Below are 21626 nucleotides of genomic sequence, written 5' to 3'. Positions count from 1 at the left end.
GGCGCTGTTCATCGCTTAGCAAGGGTCTTAGTCATCTTGATTGACTAACGCGAAGACGTACGCCGTGACTGCGGGGGAATAGGATGCGTTCATGGTGAAGCCAGCCGCCAGCGAGCGACCCCGACGGCCCCGGCGCGCACGCGACAGCCTCAGTCGCGACGTGATCATCCAGGCCGCCAAGACGGTGGCCGTGCGCAGCGGGCTGGAGGGCCTGACGTTCCAGGCGCTGGGCGAGGAGCTCGACGCCCACCCGACGTCGATCTACCGGCACTTCCGCGACAAGGACGAGCTGGTCCTCGAGCTGATCGACGCGCTGCGCAACGAGTCGTACGGCGGCAAGCACGTCCCGACCGACGACTGGCGCAGCGATCTCAAGTCACTGTCCGACAGCATCCACCAGCACTATCTGCGCTATCCGGAGTTCGCCCAGCAGATGGCCGCCCGCACGACCCGTCGGCCGACCGAGTTCGCCAACGTGGAACTGGCGCTCGACGCGCTGCTGCGGGCCGGGCTGCCGCCCACCGAGGCCGTGCTCTACCTGCGGGTGTTCGGCAACTTCGTGCGCAGCCTGTCCTCGATCGAGGCCGCCGTGACGGCGCTGCCGGCCACCCTGCGCCGGGCCGACGAGATGGCCTGGCGCACCAGCTACGCCGAGGTCGACCCCGAGCAATATCCGCGGATCGCCCAGGTCGCCGAGCATCTGCACGGCATCGGCGACCCGACGGTCTACGAGGAGGGCATCGAGCTGCTGCTGGACGCGATCGAGCAGCGCGCCCGTCAGCTGTCTTCCCAAGACTGACGCTTTTCCGTCCGCCGGGTGAGGGCCAGCATCGTCTCGTGGTCGGCACGTTCGCGGTCCAGTCCGGTCGGCTCGTGGCCCGCGTCGAACCAGTGCAGCACCACGTCACCGCCGGCCGCGGCCAGCGCGTCGGCGTACCGCTGGATCTGGGTGCCGGGCGTCCGGGTGTCGCGGCTGCCCTGGTTGAGCCAGACCGAGCCGCGCACCTGGCCGACATAGGTGATGGCCGAGAACCGGGCGATCGCCTCGGCGTCGCCGCCGACCCAGGTCATCCACACGCCGCGGACGGCCGGGTTCATCTCGTCGAACGCCGACGCCCAGTCGGCCATGGCGACGTGCGCGAACCCGCCGGCGAAGTCGTCCGGCAGCCGGCCCAGGCACTGCAGGGTCATGTGCCCGCCGTACGAGGCCCCGGTCACGAAGGTCGACTCGGGCCGGGCCACGCCCTGCTCGCGGAGAAAGTCGAGAGCCGCCCGTACGTCGGCCAGCTCCGGCTCCACCCCGGCCCGCCAGAACCCCTCGCGGAAGGCCCGGCCGAACGTCACCGACCCCCGGTAGTTGACCGCCGCGTACGCGAAACCGGCGTCCAGCCAGGCCTGTGCCGTCGGGGAGTACTCGTCGACGTGCACCAGGTTCGGGCCGCCGTGGATCTCCAGGATGGTGCCGCATTTTTTATTACCGGGCGGGCGCGCCCACCACACCTGAACCTTCGAGCCGTCGGCGCTGGTGACCATGTGCGAATCGAGACGTACCCCGGGCGGGACCGGGGCCGGGTCGATCAGGCCGACCACCTGCACCGGCTGGTCCCACCTCGACCGCAGCACCCGCAGCGTGCCGTCGGGCGCGAAGTACGAGGCCCACTGCCAGTCGTGCACGTCGGCCACATCCGGGTTGGCGTAGGCGCCGGGCTCGTCGACGACGTCGAGGATCCGCCCGTCGCGTTCGTCGAGCACCAGCAGGCGGTGCCGGCCCTCGTCGACGTGCAGGGCCAGAACCCGGCCGGTCGCCGCGTGCCAGTCGAGCGGGATCAGTTCGCCCTCGACGCCGGCCGGTTCGAGGTCGGTGCGGGCACCGGTCGCGTAGTTCCACACCGCCGGTCGCGCGTATCCGGACCGTTCGGTGCTCACCAGCAGCCGAGTGTCGCCCGGTTCCGGGCTGAATCGGGTCGCGCGAACCGGGCCGGTCGGCAGGTCGTCGAGAACCGCGACGGTGTCACCGGTGGCCACGTCGACCACTGTCACCGCCGTACGACGGACGCCCGGGTTGTGATCGGTCGAGTCGATGCACATCGTGCGGCCGTCGGCGGACAGCCGGGCGTACCAGGCCTCGTGCGGGGACGACCACACCGTACGGGCGGCCGGGATGAGCACGGCGTGGAAGCCCGCCTCGTCCACCGCCGTGATCAGCACGGATTCGGCACCGACGTCCAGCCCGCGCAACACGTACGGCTCCCGGTCCGGGGTCAGATCGACGGCGGGACCACCGTCGACCGGCCGCGCGACCAGGTGGCCGACCTCGCTGCCGCCGTCGTCGTCCAACATGAGCACATGGCGCAGGTCGGGGGTGAGCTCGGCGTCGAGCGGCACCTCGAACGGGAGCAGCTCCCCTTCTCCGCCGGGCCAGATGCGGCCGGTCGTCCCGGCACGCCCTTCCTCGATCAGCAGGGCCGCCTCGGTCCTGCGGCCGCGGACCGGCCGGACCGTCCGCAGCCGCGGAGTCGTGAACCACTTGTCGGTCATGCTTCTCCTCCGGTGTGCAGGGCGTCGATCAGGGCGGTCAGCAGGGCGGCCCGGCCTTCGAGGGAGGGCAGGTCGACCCATTCGGACTCGGCGTGGGCGCCACCGCCGATCGCGCCCAGCCCGTCGAGTGTGGGGATGCCGAGGGCGGCGGTGAAGTTGCCGTCGGACGCGCCACCGGCGGCCACCGTGCCCGGCACGGCCAGCCCGAGTCCGGCGGCGAGTCGCTGGGCCAGCCCGGCCAGTCCGGCCGAGGCCGAGACGGGCATCGGGGGCCGGTTGACGCCGCCGCCGACCTCGATGGTGACGGCCGGGTCGCCGGTCCGGAAGCCACGCACGGCGGCGTCCACCCGCTCGAGTTCGGCCAGGTCCCACGACCGCACGTCGAGCGTCAGCCGAGCCGAGGCGGGCACCACGTTGAGCGCGGATCCGGCGACGGCCAGAGTCGGGGTCACGGTGGTTTCCCTCGCACGGTCGGCGAGGGTCGCGCAATGCGTGACGAGTGCCGCCATCTCGGCCAGGGCGTTGTGTCCCCGCTCCGGCTCCAGCCCCGCGTGGGCGGCCCGGCCCGAGAACGTCACCTCGTACGAGGCGCAGCCTTTGCGGGCGGTCTTGAGATCGCCGTCCAGGCTGGGTTCGGTCACCAGCACGGCCCGGCAGCCCGAGGCCGCCCGTTCCAGCAGTGCCCGCGACGTCACCGAGCCGACCTCCTCGTCCCCGGTGAGCAGCACGGCCACCCCCGACGGGTCGGCGACGCGGGCGACCGCCTCGGCGGCCAGGACCACGCCCGCCTTCATGTCGAACACGCCCGGCCCGGTCACCCGGTCGCCGGTCACCGTGAACGGCCGGCGGTCCACGGTGCCCGCCGGCCACACGGTGTCGATGTGGCCCAGCAACAGCACGCTGTGGCTCGACAACGGCGCCCAGTAGAGGTGCGGGACGCCGTCGACGACGACCCGTTCCGGCGCCCGGCCGAGCCGTGCGAACCAGGCGGACACCAGGTCGTACGCGGCGGTCAGGCGGGCCGCGTCCCCGGAGGGGGTCTCGAGGCCGACCAGGTGGCCGAGGCGGTCCTTCATCGTGGCACCCTCCAGAATTCGCGCAGGGCCTCGCACAGTTCGACCGGCGCCTCCTCGGGCACGTAATGATCGGCCGGCAGGGCCCGCCCGGTCACGTGGTCGGCGACCGCGCGCCAGGTGCCGGACACGTCGAAGTGCCGCCCGACATAGCTCGTCGCGCCCCAGGCCGCGAGCACGGGCATGCCGAGCCGGCGGCGGGCCGCACGGTCGGCCCGGTCGTGCGCGAGGTCGGTGGTCGCGGCGGCTCGGTAGTCGGCACACGAGGCGGCGATCGTCGCCGGGCGCCGGAAGTAACGGGCGTACGCCTCGATCGCCTCGGCCTCGATGACCCGGCCCCCCGCGTGCCGCCCCCGGAACCGGCCGGCGATCCAGGCGTCCGGCGCGGCCCCGATCAGCTCCTCGGGCAGCGGCGCCGGCCGGCTGAGCAGGAACCAGTGGAAGTAGGTCTCGGCCATGGCCCGGTCGACATGCTCGTACATGTGCAGGGTGGGCACGATGTCGAGGACCGCGACCGAGGTGACCTCCTCCGGGAAGTCGAGCGCGAGCCGATGGGCCACCCGGCCACCCCGGTCGTGCCCGACCACCGCGAACCGCTCGTGCCCGAGCTCGCGCATCACCCGCGCCTGGTCGGCGGCCATCTCACGCTTGCTGTAGACGGTGTGCTCAGCATCATCCGGCGGGGCCGACGACGCGCCGTAACCCCGCAGGTCGGTCACCACGACTTCGTGGTCGCGAGCCAGGTCGGCGGCCACGTGCCGCCACATCAGGTGGCATTGCGGATAGCCGTGCAACAGCAGCACCGGCGATCCCCGCCCGGCCCGCCACACCGCCGTCCGCACCCCGTCCCGAACCACGTCGGAGCGAACCGCGTCGACCGCTTCCCAAGACATGGCCGCACGCTACCCCGGCGTCACACCTATAGTCTACGTCATTGACAACGCCTTCTGTCGGCGCCACCGTCTCCTACGCGGTCACGGCCGAGCGCTGACTCGCCGGCCGAGCCCTCGATCTCCAGCCGCGGCTCCGCAGGCAACCGCCGTCGGCGTAACCGAAGCCACAACGAGCGAGTAACGCTCGGTCGGACACCTACTCTGGCCCGATGGCCTGTCCGCGACGATCGGAGGGCGAGACAATGCGAGGCAGAGCGAGGCCCTCATGACACCCGAGCAATGGACGACTGAGGAAGAGGCTCTCTGGCGCCGCCAGCATCTGCTGAGCGACCTGCGGGAATGGGTTCTCGCCCAGCCCGGCATCGAGGACAGCGGCTACGTCACCTCGATCAACGACGCGCAGGCCGGGTCCACCGTTCTGGTGTGGTACGGACCGCCCGACCCCGTCCAGCAGCAGATCGTCGACGAGGCCCGCCGCCGGAACATCCCCGTCTCCGTCCAGCAACGCCGGCACAGCCGGGCCGAACTCGAGCGCGCCGCCACCCTGCTCACCACCATCGCCTCGGGCACCGGCGTGTTCCACAACTTCCAGGTCAGTGCGATCGCCGACCTGGACATCGACTTCGACGGCGTCACCGTCATCGGCGAACACCTTCGTCCGCCGGCCGAGGGCATCGCCGACGCGGACGCTGCGCTGGCGCAGGCGCTGACCGCCGCAACCGGCGTGGCAGTCACGATCGAACACGGCCGGTTCGAACTCTTGTGACAGGCAGACTCACCCTTTGACCGCGATGGGTCGCTGCGACGCGTTCCACCGCGGGCAGTACGGCCACTCCTGATCCGCTTCTTCACCGGCAGCGGCCGCACGCGCCACGTCGCCGAGCGAGAACCGGAGATGCGACCGTGGCTTTCGTCGGCCACGGATCGCCACTGCGGATTACGCGGGTGAGCGCTGCACGGCTATCGCGGCCTCGGTGGCCGGGCGCAAGCCGGTCAGTTCGCGGTCGATTCGCTGGCGTAGGGCCCGTAGTGCGGACGACTGACCCCGCAGATCGCGCCAGCGGTAGACGGTGCTCACGTTGCCGTCTGCGGCCAGGACGGCCAGCAGCGCGTCCTCGATCGGGGCGTCCTGGTGCAGTGCGCGGCGGACCCGGTCGCGCAGGGCCTCGACGGGAGTGGGATCGGTCAGGGTGAGGCGCTGTGTGGGGAGCAGGCCCAGCACGCGGTGCGTCTCGACGATGATGGTGCGGTTGGCGGCGAGCTGGTCCCGTACGGTGGCCTCGGCCTTGTCTGATCTGTTGTGCACCAGCTCGAACCAGCCGTGGCGGCGATCGGGACGGACGTCGTCGAGTACCTCGGTCAGGAACGGCTCCAGCGGCTGGGCCGGTGCTGCGTCGGTGCGCTCGGGGTGACCGTCGTGGTCGCGCAGCAGGCCGCGCAGGCGCAGCTCGGCCAGCGCCGCCGAGCGCAGCAGGGAACCGCGGACGGCGGCGCTGTCGTCGTCGAGGCGGCCCTTGTCCGGGCGGAGACTGAGCAGGAAGAGCGACTCGGGCAGGGACATGCGCCCAGTGGACACCCGGTGGTCGGAACACAGTCCAGCCTTGACTCTGTGGTGGGAACACGTTGTCGACTCGGCCGATGCTTCCGCTCATCCCGATCGCCCTGCTCGGATTCGGTCTGCTCTGGCTCAACCGCAGCCCGTGGTGGGGCTGGGTTCTCGTCGTGGGACTGCTGGTCGCGCTCGGCCTGATCGCGCGGCGGCCGGCCGGCCCGCCGCGGAGAAGTGCGTGGTTGGCGGCTGCGATTCTGGTATGTGGCACGGCGATTGTGGCCCATCCGCCGCCGCAGACCCGGGTGGCTGGAGGTGAAGACCGGCGGCCGACTGCGGAGGTCATTACCCGCGAAGGGCCTGTCACCGGTGTCACGAACGACGACCGTACGGTGGAAGTGTTTGCGGGTCTTCCCTACGCGCAGGCCCCGGTCGGCGAATGGCGCTGGCGTGCGCCGCAGCCTGCCCCGCGACGTTCCGAAGTCTTTGCGGCGGAACGGTTTTCGGCGGTTCCCGTGCAGGCCACCTCCACGTTTCGGAGCCGTGCGCTGAGCCGGATCGTTGAGGTTCCGCTGGAGGACACGTTGCTCAACCCCTATCCGGTGAGCGAGGACAGCCTGACCCTCAACGTCTGGCGGCCTACCACCGCCACCGCGAAACGGCCGGTGCTTGTCTACATCCCGGGTGGTGGGTTCGCTACCGGCTCGGGGGCGCTGCCCCTGTACGACGGTGAGGCCCTCGCGGCGCGCGGCGACATCATCACCGTGACGCTGAACTATCGGCTGGGGGTGTTCGGCTTTCTCGCCCATCCTGAGCTCGCCGCAGGGGAGAGCAACTTCGGGCTTCTGGACCAGGTGGCCGCGCTGCGGTGGATCCGGGACAACATCACGGCGTTCGGGGGCGATCCGGGGCGGGTGACGATCGCGGGGGAGTCGGCCGGTGGCGAGAGCGTCTGTGCGCTGGGGGCGACGCCGCTGGCCCGGGGACTCGTGCACGGCATCATCGGTGGGAGCGGCGCCTGCATGGGCACCACCGGCGACACCGGGCGGGGCGACCAGGGCGACACCCGGGCGGTGGCCGAGCACGCGGGGCGTCAGCTTTCCGAGCGGCTCGGTGGGGCGACGATCGACGAGATGCGCATGATGCCGGCCGACCGGGTCCGGGAGGCGGCCGACGAGCTCAAGTCGCATTGGCGTCCCTCGGTCGACGGGTATGTGCTGCCCCGGCCGCCGGCCGAGATCTACGCGGCGGGTGAACAACTCGACGTTCCGATTCTGGTCGGTAGCAACGCCGACGAGGCCTCGCTCGCGCTGGCCAGTCCGCCGGACACCGACGTCGGCACGTACGGGAAAGAGGTGCGGGAGAAGTACGGGCGGGATTTCCTGGGCCTGTACCCGGGGCGTACGGAGGAGCAGGTGCTCGAGTCGCGGCTGCGCGCCGACACCGACCGGGTCATGACGCGGGCCATGCATCGCTGGGCCCGGCTGCAGTCCGAGACCGGACGGGCGCCGGCCTATCTCTACTTCTTCACGCGGGTGCCGCCGGAGGACGGGCTGGCGAAGTTCGGGGCCTATCACGGCGCCGAGGTGATGTACGCCTACGACAACCTGGGGCGCGACGGGAGGGCTGACTACGGGCCGGTGGATTTTCGGCTGCGGGACACGATGAGTGCGTACTGGATCAACTTCGTGCGTGGGGGAGACCCGAACGGGGCCGGACTGCCCGCGTGGCCCACGGTGGAACGGGCGCCTGACCGGGTGATGGAGTTCGGTGACGACACCGCGGTCAGACCGCGTCCGCGGGCGAGTGCCGTCGACTTCTGGATGGCGTACGAGGGGCCGATCGCGTGACCGTGTTCAATCGGGGCATGATGCGATTTGCCCGGCTCGTCCTCGCTGTCGCGGTCCTGAGTGGTTGCAGCGGCGCCGACAGCGACGCCGCGCCGCCCGCCCCGCCGTCGTCGTCCGCGCCGCCCGCCCCCGTGTCGTCCCCAGCGCCCGCTCTTCCGTTGAGCGGGCTGGAGAAACAGTTCGGGGCGCGGGTGGGCGTGCACGCGATCGACACCGCTAGCGGACGGACGATGTCGTACCGCGCCGACGAACGGTTCGCGCACGCCTCGACGTTCAAGGCGCTGCTGGCCGGTGTGCTGCTGCGGCGAATGAGTGATGACGATCGTCGGCGCGTCATCGCGTACGGGAAAACGGATTTGCTCGAATGGGCTCCGATCACGGCCAAGCACGTGAGCACCGGGATGACGATTGACGCCTTGATCGCGGCGGCCGTGCAATACAGCGACAACACCGCGGCCAACCTGCTGCTCGAGCAGATCGGCGGACCGGCGGGCCTGCAACGCGAACTGCGGGCGATCGGCGACAAGACCACGATCGTCAGCCGCTCCGAGCCGACACTGAACGAGGCCACGCCGGGCGACAAGCGGGATACGAGCACTCCGCGGGCGCTCGCCGAAGACCTGCGACGGATGGTGCTCGGTGACGTGCTGCCGCCGGATCGGCGCGACAAGCTGACCGAGCTGCTGGTCGGCAACACCACTGGGGACGCGCTGATCCGGGCCGGGGTGCCGACGGGCTGGAAGGTCGGCGACAAGACGGGTAGCGGCGGGCACGGGACCCGCAACGACATCGCGGTCGTGTGGCCTCCTACCGGTGGGCCCCTGGTCATCGCCGTCCAGACCGACGGCGGGACGGGGGACGACGCGCTGATCGCCGCGGCTACCAAGGCTGTGGTGTCGGCGATCGCTTGACCCTGTGCCCGGAACACGGTGTCGGATCAGAGGGAACCGAAGCGGCGGAAGGAGTCCCGAATCGTGCCCAGTTCGTCTTTCGTCGCCGTTCAGGCGTCGTGATCGCGCGCGACCTGCTCGTGGGCCAGGATGCTGGCCTGGGCGAGCACGTCACGCTGGGCCGGGTTGTAGAGGTCGCCGATGGCGTCGAGAAACGTCTGCCGTACGACCGACTCGCTCTTGGACAGACGCGGGCCCGGCGCCCGCAGCCACGGGTAGTCGATCAGGTGCTGCGCGATCACCGGCGCCAGTTTCTCGGCCAGGTTGTGGCGGGTCGCCTCGTCGGCGTCGGCGGGCAGCGCGTCGAAATCGTCGCTGACCGGGTTGGTGTCCTCCTCGACCATCCGCCGCACGTCGGCCATCGCCTGGTCGTCGTAGAGGTGCCGGTAGATGCTGATCAGCGACCGGTCGGCCGGCGACAGGCGCGCGGCGACCGCCTCGAAACCGGGCGGGATGTCGGCCGGGGCGTCGTCGCGCAGAATGGCGGCGATGTCTTCGCGGGCCTGGGCCAGACGGGCGATGTCGGCCGCCAGTTCGGTGTCGACCCGGCGCAGCGCCTCGGGCGGAAGGGTGCCCTCGGGGCCGGCCGCGGCGATCTCGGCCAGCGGCACCCCCAGCTCGGCCAGCCGGCGGATGCGCAGCAGGCGGACCAGGTCGGGAACGCCGTAGAGCTTGTAGCCGTTGTACCGCCGCTCGGGCTCGGGCAGCAGGCCCAGCCGGTGATAGTGGCGGATCGTATTCACCGTGGTGCCGGTGAGTTCCGCGAGTTCGCGAGTGCTCCAGGCCACGCGCCATCCCACCGCTCGAAGTTCGGTCCCGCCCGGTACAGAACTAAATTAGCACGCACGTGCGTGCTCGATACCGAGGAGTGCCCATGACTGAACCGACGCTCGCCGAGGACCTGCTGCTCCTGCTGTTCCAGCCGGACTCGGGCACCATCGCCGGCGAGAACACGCTCTTCTACGTGCTCGGCGGCGCGGTCCTGGCCGACCTCGCATTGAACGAACAGGTGCGCACACCTTCCGGCTCGGCCAAGGTGGCGGCGGTCGAGGGCCGGCCGCCGGCGGACGACATCCTGCGTTCGGCGTGGGACTACGTCGCCGGGAAACCGCGTGGGGTGCAGACCGTGCTGGCCGCGGTCGGGCCGCCCTTGCGCGGTCCGCTGCTCGACCGGCTCGTCGAGAACGGCCACATCCGGCGGACGTCCCGCAAGGCGCTCGGTGTGTTCACCACGACCAGCCTGAGTGACGGCGGCACCGGGCGGCGGGCCGGGCTGCTGGGTGCCGTACGGGGTGTCCTGGTCGACGGAGCCGAGCCGGCGCCACGGATCGCCGCGCTGGCCGCGCTGCTGTACGCAAGTGGCACGCTGCCCCAGTTCGACCCGGAGATCCCGTGGACGTCGGCCGTCGTCACCCGGGCCGAGGAGCTGAAGCAGGGCAACTGGAGTGCCGCGGCCGTCGCCGAGGCGGTGACCCGCACGATCACGGCCACCGTCGTGGCGATACCCCCGCAGTAGGCTCTCGGGCCGTGGACGCATTCATCGTCTGGTGTGGCTTCTTCGGTGCCTGGCTGCTGGTCGCCGGTCCGGTCTATCAGGCCGCGCTCGAGCTGGGCGAGCAGGAGCTGATGCGGGCCGGGATCGAGCGCGTGTCGGCCGGCCTGCGGGACACGGTCGCGCCGGTCTCGGCCTGGTGGTGGCTGTTCCCGCCGGTGCTCTATCTCAAGCACCGGCGGCGGGAGGCGGCCCAGCGCGAGTTGCTGCTGTCGCATCTGACCCCGGAGCAGACCCGGCAGATGCTCGCCTTCATGAACAAGGCCGCCGGATGGTGGCTGGTCGGCCTGGGCGGTCTGCTGATCGCGGCCAAGGAGACCGGCGAACTCGTCGATTTCTACGAATGGCCGGGCTGGACGTTCGCGGCGCTGGCGGTGGTGATGGCCCTGCTGGCGCTGGCCAATGCCGGCCTCCGGATGCAGCGCACCCGTCAGCTGATCCAGCCGCGCCTCGTTTAGCCGCGCCCAGCGCGATCATCAGCGCGCTCGCGGTCGCGGGAGGGGCGTGAGTCGCCCCTCCCTCGACCGGCGGACTAGCGGTAGGTGATGTCGCTCTGGCTTACCTTGCAGTTGGCGTCGTTCCAGCCCGCGCCCAGGTACTTGGGCTCGCTGCCCTTGGCGACGCCCTGGTACTTGCCGCAGACGACAGCGCTCGAGCTGTTGCTGAGGGTGACCCGGGTGATGGTGGCCGTGTCACCCCAGTTGGAGTTGATGCCGGCGACCATGTCGATGTCGTTCAGCAGCACGTTGTCGATCTTCACGTGGCGGGTGTACGAGTTGGTGCAGTTGCCGCAGCCGCGGTAGAGCTTGCCCGCGCCGCTCAGATAGAAGCCCGAGATGCTGACGGTGCCGTTGCCGTTGTGCTGGAACGTCTTGTCGCTGCCGGAGCGGGCGCCGCCGCCGATCACGTAGCTGGTGCCGCCGCCGGTGCCCTTGAAGGTGGCGGCGTCCTCGCCGATGTCGTTCCACCACACGTTGCGGATGGTGCAGGTGCCCTCGCAGTGCACGCCGTCGCCGGCCGGCGAGCCGAGGATGACGTTCTGCAGGGTGCCGCCGTTCGCGATCTTGAACATTGGGTCCTGGGACTCGCTCTGTGAACCGTCCCCGATGCAGCAGTACGTCTTCATGCCACCGTCGAAGGTGCCCGAGACGTTGACCGTGCCCGAGATGCTGACCGATCCGGCCGAGGACGGCCAGGCCCCGGTCGGGGTGCTGCCGCCGGTTCCTCCGGTCGGGGCCGGTGTCGTCGGGCCGGTGGTCGGGGTCGAGCCGCCGCTGCCGTACGTCTCGAACTCGCTGATGCGCGGGGCGCCGGACGCGCTGGTGATGTCGAAGGTGAGCTTCTTGAGCGAGGTCGAGGCGAACGAGATCGTGCTCGGGCTACCGCTGCCGCTGGTCAGCACGGCGCCGCTGTCGGCGTTGAGCAGACGCCAGGCGCTGATCGTGCCGCCGCCCGAGGCCTGCCGGATGACGGCCGACGAGACGGTGGTGGCGCTGCTCCACTTGACCGAGACGTAGCCGGTCGAGCTCGCCGGCGCCCAGTAGGTGCCGGTGTTGCCGTCCTTGACGTTGCCGTAGCTGGTGCCACTGGCCTTGCTGGAGCCGTCGGCACCGCCGTTCAGGCTCAGGTTGTCGGCCGCGAGGGCCTGGGCGGCCGGCAGCGTCATCATGATCGCGGCGGCCGTGACCGCGGTGGCCGCGGCAGCCGACCACCGTAGGGCGATTGAGCGTTTCATCCCTTGTCTCGCTTTCCTCGGAGGGAGTGTGTCGCGCTGCCCACCCCCACGACAGGAAAGCGCTTACCTGCGGACGATAGGCACCCGTCGATATCAAGACAAGGAGTTGCAGGATTTGCATCGACTGGGACGGCATTTGATTGATCGGCAACAGTCGATATAAGTGAGGTTCCGTTGGTCGTACAGGGGAGGCAACGTGCACCGGTTCAGCGCCGTGCTCGGCGGAACACTCATGGTCTTGGCCGCCGTCATCTTCGGCGGTAGCGGCGGAACGGCGGCGGCTGCCCCCGCACCGGCCGTCACGCCCGCACCTACGCCACCGTTGACCTGCCCGCCGGTGCTGCCGATCAGCGGGGTGGCCTCCGGGGCGACGACGGACAGCGTGACCATCAGCTACTACCTGTTCCTGAGCCCGCCCTGCGGTTACAACCCGCCGATCACCGTGACCCTGTTCGCCGGCGCCGACAACGCCCGCCAGTGGACCGACCCGGTGGCCGAGGCGGTGTCCGGCCCCGAGCGCAGCGGCCAGGTCACGATCGGCGACCTGGCGCCGGACACCCAGTACTGGTTCCGGTTCACCGCCGACGGCAAGCGCGACCCGTACGTGGTCGGTTCCGCCCGCACCACGGCACTCGCCTGCACCGCCACCCTGACGGTCAGCAGCGCATGGACCGGCGGCGCCGTGGCGACCGTCGCCGTCCGCAACATCGGCCCCGACACGCTCAGCACCTGGCGGGTCTCGTGGCGCTGGTCCGGCGACGAGCGCATCACATCACTGTGGAACGGCGTAACCACCAACGGTGCCGACGGCGTCACGGTCGCCAACGCCTCGTGGAACGGGACGCTGGCACCCGGCGCCACGACCACGTTCGGCCTGCTCGTCGACACCAGCGCCCCGCTCGGCGCCATCACGCCGACCTGCACCCGCTGACACGAGCGCGAGTCACCGTCGGGGCTCGGTCTCGGACGCGGTTTGCTGGTGTGGGTGCGGGCTTTGGACGTGGTTCGGCCATGGACGCTGACGTGAGTATGGGTCACTGACGCGTGTCGGTGGAGTGGGACAGCTCTTCCCATGTGTCGATGTCTCGTTCGGTGGCTTCGCGGCCGCCTCGGACGATTCGCAGGGCGTCCGAGCCGAGCAGCAGGTGCCGGGGCGGCTGCGGCAGGTCGAGCACGCGCAGCACGGCGGCGGCCGCCCGCGCGGGATCGCCGAGTTGGCGGCCGCTGGCCTCTCGGCGAGCCGTGCGGATGGGGTCGAACAGGTCGTCGTAGTCGGAGATGGTGCGCGGGGCCCGCTCCATCGAGCGCCCGGCCCAGTCGGTGCGGAACGAACCCGGAGCTACCGCGGTGACGTGGATGCCGAAGGCGGCGACCTCTTGGGCCAGCGACTCGAGGATGCCCTCGAGCGCGAACTTGCTGCCGCAGTAGGCCGAGACTCCGGGAAAACCGGCCAGCCCGCCCATCGAGGTGACGGCGAGGATGTGACCGCGACGGCGGGCGCGCATGGCGGGCAGGACGGCCTGGATGGTGGCGACCGCGCCGAATACGTTGACGTCGAACTGGGCGCGCATCGCAGCGAGCGGAGTCTCTTCGAACGTGCCCTCGAGGCCGTAGCCGGCGTTGGCGATCAGCGCGTCGATCGGCCCGACGGTCCGCTCGATCTCGGCCACCGTGGCGAAGACGGCCCGGTCGTCGGTGACGTCGAGGATGCGGGCGTGGGCCCGCTCGGGGTGGAGGGCGGCGAAAGCGTCGGCATCTTTGCGAACCGTGCCCACGACCGTGTGGCCCGCCTCGATCGCGGCGACGGCGAAGGCACGGCCGAGGCCGGTGCTGACTCCCGTGATGAGAAGGTTCATGGGGCCATCCTGGGGCGCTCGTTCGCCGGCAACCAGGGCATGTCATGCCCAGGCTGTTTCCGCGGTGGCGGCCTAGCCTGGGCAGCGTGATCGGCAACAGTCTCGGCGAATTCCTCCGCGCTCGGCGCTCTCGGCTGAGTCCCGGCGAGGTAGGCCTGCCCTCGTACGGGAAAAGGCGGGTGAAAGGACTGCGGCGCGAGGAGGTGGCGGTGCTGGCCGGTATGAACAGCGACTATTACGCCCGGCTGGAGCAGGGGCGCGAGCGCAGCCCGTCGGCGCAGGTGCTCGAGGCGATCAGCGTCGCCCTGCGCCTCGACGATCCGGCCCGCGAGCATCTTTACCGGCTGGCCGGGGCCACGCCGTCGACGCGCCCGGCGCCGCGCGAGACGATCAGTGCGCCGCTGCGTCACCTGCTCGACGGCTACGGCACCGTGCCCGCCTTCGTGCTCAATCCGGCCAAAGACTTCATGGCGCTCAACGCTCTGGCCGGGGCGCTGTTCGCACCGTTCCGGGCGGTGGACAACCTGGCCCGCATGACGTTCCTCGACCCGGCGGCGCGGCGTTTCTTCCCGGAGTGGGATCGGTTCGCCGAGTCGATCGTGGCCGGGCTGCGCCACGCCGAGGGTCTCGACCCGGCCTATCCGCGGCTGCGCGAGGTGGTGGGCACGCTGATCGAGCAGAGCGAGAGCTTCGCCGCGTTGTGGTCGGCGCAGACCGTCTACGGCAAGAGCCAGGACCCGACGCGGATCGTCCACCCCGACGTGGGGCCGATGGCGTTGGTGTCGCAGTCCTTCGACGTACGGGGTGCCGAGGGTCAGCTGCTGGTCGTCTATCAGCCCGAGCCCGGCACGGCCGACGCGCAGGCCCTGACTCTGCTGGGCACACTCGCTGCGACGGAAATGGTCAGCGGTGAGCGAACGCGGCGGGGTGGTGGTGGGTGGTGAGCGGCGTGGCGCGGGTCAGCGGTGAGTGGGCGTGGCGGACGCGTTGACCGGGCGCGCGGCGTGGGCGGGGACCCGCCGGACGCGTTGGCGCGCGCCCGGCGGGTGGTGGTCACGGGGCCCAGGGGGCTACGACGTTCCAGACGCTGTCGTTCGGGAACAGGCTTGGCGTGTTCCAGGCTGGGCCGCCGGAACCCTGGGAACGCCAGACCTCCGCGTTGTAGTGCCGCATGTAGGAGCCGGCGTAGTTGTACGACTCCAGGGATACGCCGGAGCCGGTCTGGCCCTGCCGGGCGCACCACGTGGCGTCGGCGCGGAACAGGGCGTCGGAGCCGGAACCGATGCGGATGCGGGAATCGCTGTGCCGCAGGTAGTTTCCGGGCACGTTGACCGCCTCGAGCGAGTAGCACGACGAGTCGGCCAGGCCGGGGCGTACCCAGAAGGTGGCGTCGTTCTTTGTGAGGGCATCGCTGGAGCCGGTGACGGGATCCGTGCGTACGAGGGAATTCTGGTGACGCATGTAGCGGCTCGTCACGTTCTGGGCCTGCAGCGAGATGCGGCCGTTCACCGGCAGGGTCACGCGGGGGAGCGGCGCCTGACCGGCCGCGGCCAGCATGCCCTGGTGGGCCGCCCGCACCCGGTTCAGGTCCATCTTGGTGACGCGCCGGTCGTACGTGAAGAAGCCGTTGACCTCGCCCTCCAGATCGGTGATCTCGGTGTAGACCGTGGCGCTCAGGGTGCCGTTGCGGATCAGCTGGGCGGCCGAGTTGGCCAGCTGGACGTAGCGGTCGGTCAGCGCCGTCTGCGAGCTGACCTGCTCGTACGCGCCGAACTGACCGTTCGGGCTGTACTGGTTGCCGGGCGTCTGCAGGCTGGTGCCGCCGAATTCGCCCAGCGCCGACCAGCGGGTCGAGGTGGCCCGGGGCGCCTCGGGACCCGTGTAGTGGTGGTGGTCGAGCAGGTCACCGTTGCCGGGGTCGCCGAGGGACTGGCAGCAGTTGTAGCCGCTGTGCACGTTCATGTAACGGGTCGGGTCGTACGCCTTGAGCTCGTTGCCGACCCGGGTCGTGGTGGCCAGGCTGGTCTCGCCCCAGCCCTCGTTGTACGGGGTGTAGAGCACGACGGCGGGGGAGAAGCGGTGCTCGTCGATGATCTCGCGCGCCTCGGTCTCCCACTGGGCCTGCTGGGCGGCGTTGGCGTTGATGTTGCCGTCGGCCGTCATCGACGGGATGTCCTGCCAGACCAGCAGTCCGAGGCGGTCGGCCCAGTAGTACCAGCGGGCCGGTTCGACCTTGATGTGCTTGCGGACCATGTTGAAGCCGAGGTCCTTGATCTTCTGCAGGTCGGAGGCGAGCGCGGCGTCGGTGGGCGCGGTGTACAGCCCGTCGGGCCAGAAGCCCTGGTCGAGCGGGCCGATGTGCGGGACGAACTGGCCGTTGAGGGTGGGCCGGCGGACGCCGTTGATGGTGGCGGTGCCGACCTCGCGCATGCCGAAGTAGTGCGTGGTCTGGTCGACGGTCGCCCCGGAGGCGTTCCGCAGGGACACGCGCAGGTTGTAGAGGAACGGGTCGCTGGGTGACCAGCGGCGCGCGCTGGGCACGGGCACGGTGAACTCGGTGAAACCGCCGGTGGCCGTGCCGACGACCGTGGTGCCGTTCAGGGCTTCGGCGAACACCGAGTGGCCGCTGACGTTGCCGCGCGTGAAGACCCGTACGCGCAAAGTGTTGTTGGCCAGGTTGGGGTAGTAGTCGACGCTGTAGATCGAGCTGGTCGGGGTCGGTTCCATCCACACGGTCTGCCAGATGCCGGACGACGGCGTGTAGAAGATGCCGGACGGCGTGGTGGTCTGTTTGCCGAGCGCCTGCACCATGCCGTTCTGCTCGGTGTCGGTCGGGTCCCAGACCTTCACGACGAGTTCGTTGGTGCCGCCGTTGAGGGCGGGCGTGATGTCGGCCTCGAATCGGTCGTAGCCGCCGCGGTGGGTGGCCACCTGCTGGCCGTTGACCCAGACGGTGCTCTCCCAGTCGACCGCGCCGAAGTGCAGCTGGATGCGGCGGCCGTTCCAGCCGGCCGGGACGGTGAAGGTGCGGCGGTAGAACAGGTAGTGCCGGTTGTCGTTGGCCGGGCGCATGACGCCGGACAGGGCCGATTCCACCGGGTACGGGACGTTGATGCGCTCGGGCAGGGTGACGCCGAACTGCGGCGCGTCGTTGGTGGCCGACTGCCGCAGCTGCCATTCGCCGTTCAGGTTCTGCCAGTCGGGGCGGACCATCTGCGGGCGGGGGTACTCCGGCAGGGGATTGGCCGGGTTGACCTGGCTGGTCCACGGGGTGGTCAGCGGCGGGGTCTTGATCGGGGCGGCCTGCGCGGGGGTGGCGCCGACGACCGAGGTGGACAGGGCACAGAGGGCGGCCGCCAGGACCGCCAGGAATCGGGGACGGGGGATGGGGGCCATGCGCCCTCCTAAAGCGTGTGAACGCGGCGTCACCAGTGGGTTACAAGAGTCGATAGATTGACATGTATGAACGCAGGGCAGCAATAGTCAAACCCAAAGCCACATGGGTTAAATGAAATCGAACACAATCGATCAGCGGGCGCGGGCCAGGAGCATGCCCTGGGCGAGCCGGGCGATCTCGGCCGTCGCCGGGGAGAGGACGGCCGATTCGCGCTGCACCAGGGCGATCGTGTCGTAGAGCGGCTCGGCGAACGCGACCGTGCCGACGCCGTCGGGGAAGGCCGAGCTCTCGGCCACGGCGCGGGAGATGAAGGTGTCGCCGACGCCGCGGGCGACCAGGCGCAGCGCGGCCTCGACGTGCTCGACCTCGATCATGGCGTCCAGCTTCACGCCCTCCAGCTGGGCCCGTTCGGCGAGCTGGCGACGGGTCGGGTCGCGCCAGCCGTAGTGGGCGTCGTAGAGGATGAGCCGCGCCTCGGCCAGCCGCCGGGTGGTCATCGGATCGGTCAGCCGTTCCGGGTCGGCGCTGGCGAACAGCACCTCGTCGCGCAGCAGGGGGCGTACCCGAAGGCCGGCGTCGTCGATCGGCAGCACCACCAGGCCGGCCTCGAGCTGCCCGGCGGCGACCGACGCGGCCACGTCGACCGAGTTCTGGCCGACCAGCCGTACGTGCACCTTGGGGTAGGCCTGGTGGAACTCCTTCACCAGGTCGGTCAGGAAGTAGTAGTCGGCGTTGCGCAGGACGCCGAAGGTGGCGACACCGCCGCCCAGCGAGCGCAGGGCCAGCAGTGCTTCGTCGGCGCTGTCGGCGGCGGCGACGGACTGTTCGGCGTACGACAGGAGGGCCTCTCCGGCCGTGGTCAGCACGAGGCGCCGGGGCTGGCGGGTGAACAGCGGGAGGTGGTATTCCTCCTCGAGCCGGCGCACCAGCTCGGACACCGAGGCCTGGCTCATGCGCATCTCTTCGGCGGCCGCGGTGAAAGATCCGGATCTGGCGGCGGCCAGAAACGCGCGTAACTGATTCAGTGTCACCCAAATCACCCTACCCACAGGAAAACCCTGTGGTTCCTACAAGAAGAAACAATGTTTACGGGGTCTGCATACGTATGACAAAGTCTCGCCCATGCAGCTGATCCCCTCCCGCATCGTGCACCTCGACGGCGCGTACAAGGTGCTCAAGGCCCCCGGCGTCGACGGGCCGCCCGCCCAGCGTGACCCCAGGGTCGTCGCCACCGTCAGCGAGATGCTCTCGACCATCGAGAAGGGCGGCATGGACGCGGTCCTGTCCTACGCCCGCAAGCTCGACAACTGGGCCGGTGGCGACGTCGAGGTCGACCTGTCGAAGCCGGTGACCGGTGAACTGCCCGAAAAGCTGTGCGCCGCCCTCGATCTGGGCGCCGAGCGCACCCGGGCCTTCGCCACCCTGACCCGCGAGAAGCTGGTCGACTTCGAGGCCGAGCTGGTGCCGGGCCTGACCGTCGGGCACCGCTACATCCCGATCGCCCGGGTCGGCGCCTATCTGCCCGCGGGCCGGTTCCCGCTGCTGGCCAGCGCGTTCATGACGGTCAACGTGGCCAAGGCGGCCGGCGTCGGCACGGTAATCGGGTGCACGCCGCCGCAGCCCGACGGCCGGCCCAGCCCGGCGGTCGTCTACACGGCCCAGGTCACCGGGGCCGACCGGCTGTTCTGCATCGGCGGTGTGCAGGCCCTGGCCGCCATGGCGTTCGGACTGCTCGGTGACCTGCCGGTGGACATGCTGGTGGGCGCCGGTAACGCGTACGTCGCCGAGGCCAAGCGCCAGCTCTTCGGTCGCGTCGCGATCGACCTGCTGGCCGGGCCGTCCGAGGTCGCGGTGATCGCCGACGAGACGGCCCGGGCCGACCTGGTCGCGGCCGATCTGCTCGGTCAGGCCGAGCACGGCCCCGACTCGCCCTCGGCCCTGGTCACCACGTCGGAGGAGCTGGGCCGGGCGGTGATCGACGAGGTCGAGCGGCAACTGGCCACGCTGAGCACGAACGACATCGCCGGACCGGCCTGGCGCGACCACGGCAGCGTCGTCTGGGCCCAGGACCGGGAGACCGCGGTCGCGCTGATGGACGAGTACGCCCCCGAGCACCTCGAGGTGCAGACCGCCGACGACGACTGGTACCTGGCCCACCTGACCAACTACGGCTCGGTCTTCCTCGGCGAGGCCAGCACCGTCGCCTACTCCGACAAGGGCATGGCCGGCACCAACCACGTGCTGCCGACCGCGGGCGGGGCCCGGCACTCGGCCGGACTGTCCGTCTCGCGCTTCCTCAAGCCGCTCACGTTCCAGCGGGTCACCACGGCGGCGACCCCCGAGCTGGCCGTGGCCGTCGACGAGATGTCGACGTACGAGGGAATGGCGGCCCACCGGGCGACCGCCACCCGCCGCATGGATCTCTGGGCCTGACGCCCTTTTCTCGGACAAGGAGCGGAGACCGTCGTGGGAGTGCTGTTCGAGGCGCGTGGCCTCATCAAGCGGTACGGGCATGTCGAAGCGCTGGGTGGCGCCGACTTCACCCTGAACGAGGGCGAGGTCGTGGCCCTGATCGGCGACAACGGCGCGGGCAAGAGCACGCTCGTGAAGTGCATGTCCGGCGTCGAGTCGCCCGACGAGGGTGAGCTGCTGCTGCGCGGCACGCCGATCACGATGGCCTCCCCGTCGGACGCCCGGAAGCACGGCATCGAGACCGTCTATCAGGACCTCGCGCTCGCCCCCGAGCTCGGGCCGGCCGAGAACACGTACATCGGGCGCGAGCTGCTCAAGCCGGGGCTGATGGGCAAGCTCGGCGTGCTCGACAAGAAGACCATGCGGGCCAAGGCGGCCGAGGCCTTCACCTCGATGGGCACCGACGTCAAGGACCTCGACGCGCCGGTCTCCGCCCTGTCCGGTGGCCAGAAGCAGAGCGTGGCGATCTGCCGGGCGGTGATGTGGGCCAGCGGCATCGTCTTCATGGACGAGCCGACGGCCGCGCTCGGCGTCCGGCAGACCCGCAACGTCCTCAAGCTGATCCGCCGGGTCGCCGAGACCGGGGTCTCGGTCGTGCTGATCAGCCACAACATGACCGAGGTGCTCGAGGTCGCCGACCGCATCGAGGTGCTGCGGCTGGGCAAGCGGGTCGCCCGCTACGACGCCGCGGACAGCAACGTCGAGCAGCTCGTCGGCGCCATGACCGGCGCCCTGGACACGGGAGACATCAAGTGACAGCGACGGTGACCCCGGCCCGGCGGGTCCGGTCGAAACTCTTCGGCGCGACCGCCTTCTATCTGCTCGGCGTCATCGTTGCGATGGCGATCGTCTTCAGCATCATCCGGCCCGACGCGTTCCCCACGTTCGCGAACAGCCGCAACATCCTCACCGACGTCAGCATCCTGCTGGTGATCGCGGTCGGGACGACGTACGTGATGGTCGCGGCCGGTTTCGACCTCTCGGTCGGCTCGGTCCTCGTGTTCGCCGGCGTGATGGGGGCCAAGGTCATGGCCGCGACCGGTGGGGAGGGCTGGACCACCGTCGTGATCGGGCTGGTCGTCGCCCTGATCTCGGGTGTGGTCTGGGGCGTCTTCAACGGCGTGTGCATCACCGTCTTCAAGGTGCCGGCGCTGATCACGACGCTGGGCTCGATGGGCGCCGCGCTCGGCATCGCCCGGCTCATCACCAACGGCAACGACATCCGTACGGTGCCGCTCTCGATGATCAAGTTTTCGGTCGCCGAGTTCCTCGGCCTGCCCTGGATCGTCTGGATCGCCGCCGTCGTCGCGGTGGTCGGCGGGGTGGTGCTGCACGTGACCCGGTTCGGCCGCCGCACATACGTCATCGGATCGAACGACGAGGCCGCCCGCCGCGGCGGCGTCAACGTCAACGCCCACCTCATCAAGCTGTACGCACTGAGCGGGTTGTGCGCCGGGTTCGCCGGCTTCCTCTCGCTGGTGCGGTTCTCCACCACCACGATCACCGGGCACAGCACCGACGCCCTGCAGGTGATCACCGGCGTCGTTCTCGGGGGAACGAGCCTCTTCGGCGGCATCGGCACAGTCGCCGGAACCGTCGTCGGCATGTTCGTCTCGGCAGTCCTGAACAACGGCCTCATCGTCATCGACGTCGAGCCGTTCTGGCAGGAGGTGGCGATCGGATTCATTCTCATCGTCGCCGTCTACATCGACCAGCGTCGGCGTCGCCGGCGTAGTCGAGCCTGATCCTCCCCTCGAAAGG

General features: G+C 70.3%; 20 protein-coding genes. 11 read left to right on the top strand and 9 right to left on the bottom strand.

The annotated features are described in order from the left end of the window. The first annotated feature begins 91 nt into the window (after window positions 1–91). Window positions 92–799: a TetR/AcrR family transcriptional regulator gene (locus KOI35_RS32015; protein ID WP_215792392.1), complete on the top strand. Its 708-nt coding sequence runs from the start codon at window positions 92–94 to the stop codon at window positions 797–799. Here the strand turns inward: KOI35_RS32015 and KOI35_RS32010 are convergent. Genes KOI35_RS32010 through KOI35_RS32000 form a run of 3 tightly spaced genes read right to left on the bottom strand, consistent with a single transcriptional unit; the run spans window position 778 to window position 4504 of the window. Further along, window positions 778–2538 (bottom strand): alpha/beta hydrolase family protein, encoded by a 1761-nt coding sequence (locus tag KOI35_RS32010; RefSeq protein WP_215792391.1) that lies wholly within the window; start codon window positions 2536–2538, stop codon window positions 778–780. The two genes, KOI35_RS32015 and KOI35_RS32010, sit on opposite strands and share 22 nt — an antisense overlap. Next, window positions 2535–3614 carry a M20/M25/M40 family metallo-hydrolase gene (locus tag KOI35_RS32005; protein WP_215792390.1) on the bottom strand — a complete coding sequence of 360 codons (1080 nt, stop codon included), beginning with the start codon at window positions 3612–3614 and terminating at the stop codon, window positions 2535–2537. Before KOI35_RS32005 ends, KOI35_RS32010 begins: the two co-directional genes overlap by 4 nt. Next, window positions 3611–4504 (bottom strand): alpha/beta fold hydrolase, encoded by an 894-nt coding sequence (locus tag KOI35_RS32000; protein WP_215792389.1) that lies wholly within the window; start codon window positions 4502–4504, stop codon window positions 3611–3613. The genes KOI35_RS32005 and KOI35_RS32000 overlap by 4 nt, the downstream gene beginning before the upstream one ends. 265 nt (window positions 4505–4769) lie before the next feature. On the opposite strand from KOI35_RS32000, the gene KOI35_RS31995 reads away from it, so the two are divergent. Next, window positions 4770–5270 carry a hypothetical protein gene (locus KOI35_RS31995; protein ID WP_215792388.1) on the top strand — a complete coding sequence of 167 codons (501 nt, stop codon included), beginning with the start codon at window positions 4770–4772 and terminating at the stop codon, window positions 5268–5270. Between the two features lie 171 nt (window positions 5271–5441). On the opposite strand, the gene KOI35_RS31990 is transcribed toward KOI35_RS31995, so the two are convergent. Further along, entirely contained in the window at window positions 5442–6065 is a 624-nt protein-coding gene (locus tag KOI35_RS31990; protein ID WP_215792387.1) for a GOLPH3/VPS74 family protein, read from the bottom strand. A gap of 77 nt (window positions 6066–6142) precedes the next feature. On the opposite strand from KOI35_RS31990, the gene KOI35_RS31985 reads away from it, so the two are divergent. Next, complete coding sequence (locus tag KOI35_RS31985) at window positions 6143–7903, top strand: carboxylesterase/lipase family protein (RefSeq protein ID WP_215792386.1); 1761 nt, start codon at window positions 6143–6145, stop codon at window positions 7901–7903. Window positions 7904–7920: 17 nt separating this feature from the next. Further along, entirely contained in the window at window positions 7921–8814 is an 894-nt protein-coding gene (gene bla / locus KOI35_RS31980) for a class A beta-lactamase (protein WP_215792385.1), read from the top strand. 89 nt (window positions 8815–8903) lie between these two features. Here bla and KOI35_RS31975 read toward each other — a convergent pair whose 3' ends face one another. Next, window positions 8904–9641 (bottom strand): helix-turn-helix domain-containing protein, encoded by a 738-nt coding sequence (locus KOI35_RS31975; RefSeq protein WP_215792384.1) that lies wholly within the window; start codon window positions 9639–9641, stop codon window positions 8904–8906. A gap of 86 nt (window positions 9642–9727) precedes the next feature. Between KOI35_RS31975 and KOI35_RS31970 the strand changes: the two genes are divergently transcribed. Both KOI35_RS31970 and KOI35_RS31965 read left to right on the top strand, forming a co-directional pair. Next, on the top strand, window positions 9728–10369 hold the full coding sequence (locus KOI35_RS31970) for a GOLPH3/VPS74 family protein (RefSeq protein WP_215792383.1): 642 nt from the start codon (window positions 9728–9730) through the stop codon (window positions 10367–10369). Between the two features lie 11 nt (window positions 10370–10380). Next, complete coding sequence (locus KOI35_RS31965; protein ID WP_215792382.1) at window positions 10381–10863, top strand: hypothetical protein; 483 nt, start codon at window positions 10381–10383, stop codon at window positions 10861–10863. A gap of 74 nt (window positions 10864–10937) precedes the next feature. Here KOI35_RS31965 and KOI35_RS31960 read toward each other — a convergent pair whose 3' ends face one another. Continuing rightward, the gene (locus tag KOI35_RS31960; RefSeq protein ID WP_215792381.1) at window positions 10938–12140 is read right to left on the bottom strand and encodes a pectate lyase; all 1203 of its coding nucleotides are present in this window, start codon (window positions 12138–12140) and stop codon (window positions 10938–10940) included. A 196-nt stretch (window positions 12141–12336) separates the two neighbouring features. Here KOI35_RS31960 and KOI35_RS31955 point away from each other — a divergent pair, with 196 nt between their 5' ends. Beyond that, the gene (locus tag KOI35_RS31955; RefSeq protein WP_308121238.1) at window positions 12337–13071 is read left to right on the top strand and encodes a cellulose binding domain-containing protein; all 735 of its coding nucleotides are present in this window, start codon (window positions 12337–12339) and stop codon (window positions 13069–13071) included. A 103-nt stretch (window positions 13072–13174) separates the two neighbouring features. On the opposite strand, the gene KOI35_RS31950 is transcribed toward KOI35_RS31955, so the two are convergent. After that, the gene (locus KOI35_RS31950) at window positions 13175–13996 is read right to left on the bottom strand and encodes an oxidoreductase (protein ID WP_215792380.1); all 822 of its coding nucleotides are present in this window, start codon (window positions 13994–13996) and stop codon (window positions 13175–13177) included. A gap of 86 nt (window positions 13997–14082) precedes the next feature. On the opposite strand from KOI35_RS31950, the gene KOI35_RS31945 reads away from it, so the two are divergent. Further along, entirely contained in the window at window positions 14083–14940 is an 858-nt protein-coding gene (locus KOI35_RS31945) for a helix-turn-helix transcriptional regulator (RefSeq protein WP_215792379.1), read from the top strand. Window positions 14941–15049: 109 nt separating this feature from the next. On the opposite strand, the gene KOI35_RS31940 is transcribed toward KOI35_RS31945, so the two are convergent. Both KOI35_RS31940 and KOI35_RS31935 read right to left on the bottom strand, forming a co-directional pair. Further along, on the bottom strand, window positions 15050–17392 hold the full coding sequence (locus tag KOI35_RS31940; protein ID WP_215792378.1) for an AbfB domain-containing protein: 2343 nt from the start codon (window positions 17390–17392) through the stop codon (window positions 15050–15052). A 132-nt stretch (window positions 17393–17524) separates the two neighbouring features. Beyond that, window positions 17525–18424 (bottom strand): LysR family transcriptional regulator, encoded by a 900-nt coding sequence (locus KOI35_RS31935; RefSeq protein WP_215792377.1) that lies wholly within the window; start codon window positions 18422–18424, stop codon window positions 17525–17527. Between the two features lie 91 nt (window positions 18425–18515). Here KOI35_RS31935 and hisD point away from each other — a divergent pair, with 91 nt between their 5' ends. From hisD to KOI35_RS31920, 3 genes are read left to right on the top strand one after another with little or no spacing between them, the layout of a single operon-like run. Then, the gene (gene hisD, locus KOI35_RS31930; RefSeq protein WP_215792376.1) at window positions 18516–19826 is read left to right on the top strand and encodes a histidinol dehydrogenase; all 1311 of its coding nucleotides are present in this window, start codon (window positions 18516–18518) and stop codon (window positions 19824–19826) included. 33 nt (window positions 19827–19859) lie between these two features. Continuing rightward, on the top strand, window positions 19860–20621 hold the full coding sequence (locus KOI35_RS31925; protein WP_215792375.1) for an ATP-binding cassette domain-containing protein: 762 nt from the start codon (window positions 19860–19862) through the stop codon (window positions 20619–20621). Then, window positions 20618–21610, top strand: coding sequence for an ABC transporter permease (locus KOI35_RS31920; RefSeq protein WP_215792374.1), 993 nt, complete (start codon window positions 20618–20620; stop codon window positions 21608–21610). Before KOI35_RS31925 ends, KOI35_RS31920 begins: the two co-directional genes overlap by 4 nt. The last annotated feature ends 16 nt before the right edge of the window (window positions 21611–21626 follow it).

This window comes from Paractinoplanes bogorensis, assembly GCF_018829635.1.
Lineage (GTDB): Bacteria > Actinomycetota > Actinomycetes > Mycobacteriales > Micromonosporaceae > Actinoplanes > Actinoplanes bogorensis.
This window is presented reverse-complemented; position numbering and strand designations above follow the sequence as displayed.

Excerpts from the sequence above, each read along its gene's own strand:
- KOI35_RS32015 (WP_215792392.1), top strand. The coding sequence starts at position 92 with ATGGTGAAGCCAGCCGCCAGCGAGCGACCCCGACGGCCCCGGCGCGCA.
- KOI35_RS32010 (WP_215792391.1), bottom strand. The coding sequence starts at position 2,538 with ATGACCGACAAGTGGTTCACGACTCCGCGGCTGCGGACGGTCCGGCCG.
- KOI35_RS32005 (WP_215792390.1), bottom strand. The coding sequence starts at position 3,614 with ATGAAGGACCGCCTCGGCCACCTGGTCGGCCTCGAGACCCCCTCCGGG.
- KOI35_RS32000 (WP_215792389.1), bottom strand. The coding sequence starts at position 4,504 with ATGTCTTGGGAAGCGGTCGACGCGGTTCGCTCCGACGTGGTTCGGGAC.
- KOI35_RS31995 (WP_215792388.1), top strand. The coding sequence starts at position 4,770 with ATGACACCCGAGCAATGGACGACTGAGGAAGAGGCTCTCTGGCGCCGC.
- KOI35_RS31990 (WP_215792387.1), bottom strand. The coding sequence starts at position 6,065 with ATGTCCCTGCCCGAGTCGCTCTTCCTGCTCAGTCTCCGCCCGGACAAG.
- KOI35_RS31985 (WP_215792386.1), top strand. The coding sequence starts at position 6,143 with ATGCTTCCGCTCATCCCGATCGCCCTGCTCGGATTCGGTCTGCTCTGG.
- bla (WP_215792385.1), top strand. The coding sequence starts at position 7,921 with ATGATGCGATTTGCCCGGCTCGTCCTCGCTGTCGCGGTCCTGAGTGGT.
- KOI35_RS31970 (WP_215792383.1), top strand. The coding sequence starts at position 9,728 with ATGACTGAACCGACGCTCGCCGAGGACCTGCTGCTCCTGCTGTTCCAG.
- KOI35_RS31960 (WP_215792381.1), bottom strand. The coding sequence starts at position 12,140 with ATGAAACGCTCAATCGCCCTACGGTGGTCGGCTGCCGCGGCCACCGCG.
- KOI35_RS31950 (WP_215792380.1), bottom strand. The coding sequence starts at position 13,996 with ATGAACCTTCTCATCACGGGAGTCAGCACCGGCCTCGGCCGTGCCTTC.
- KOI35_RS31940 (WP_215792378.1), bottom strand. The coding sequence starts at position 17,392 with ATGGCCCCCATCCCCCGTCCCCGATTCCTGGCGGTCCTGGCGGCCGCC.
- hisD (WP_215792376.1), top strand. The coding sequence starts at position 18,516 with ATGCAGCTGATCCCCTCCCGCATCGTGCACCTCGACGGCGCGTACAAG.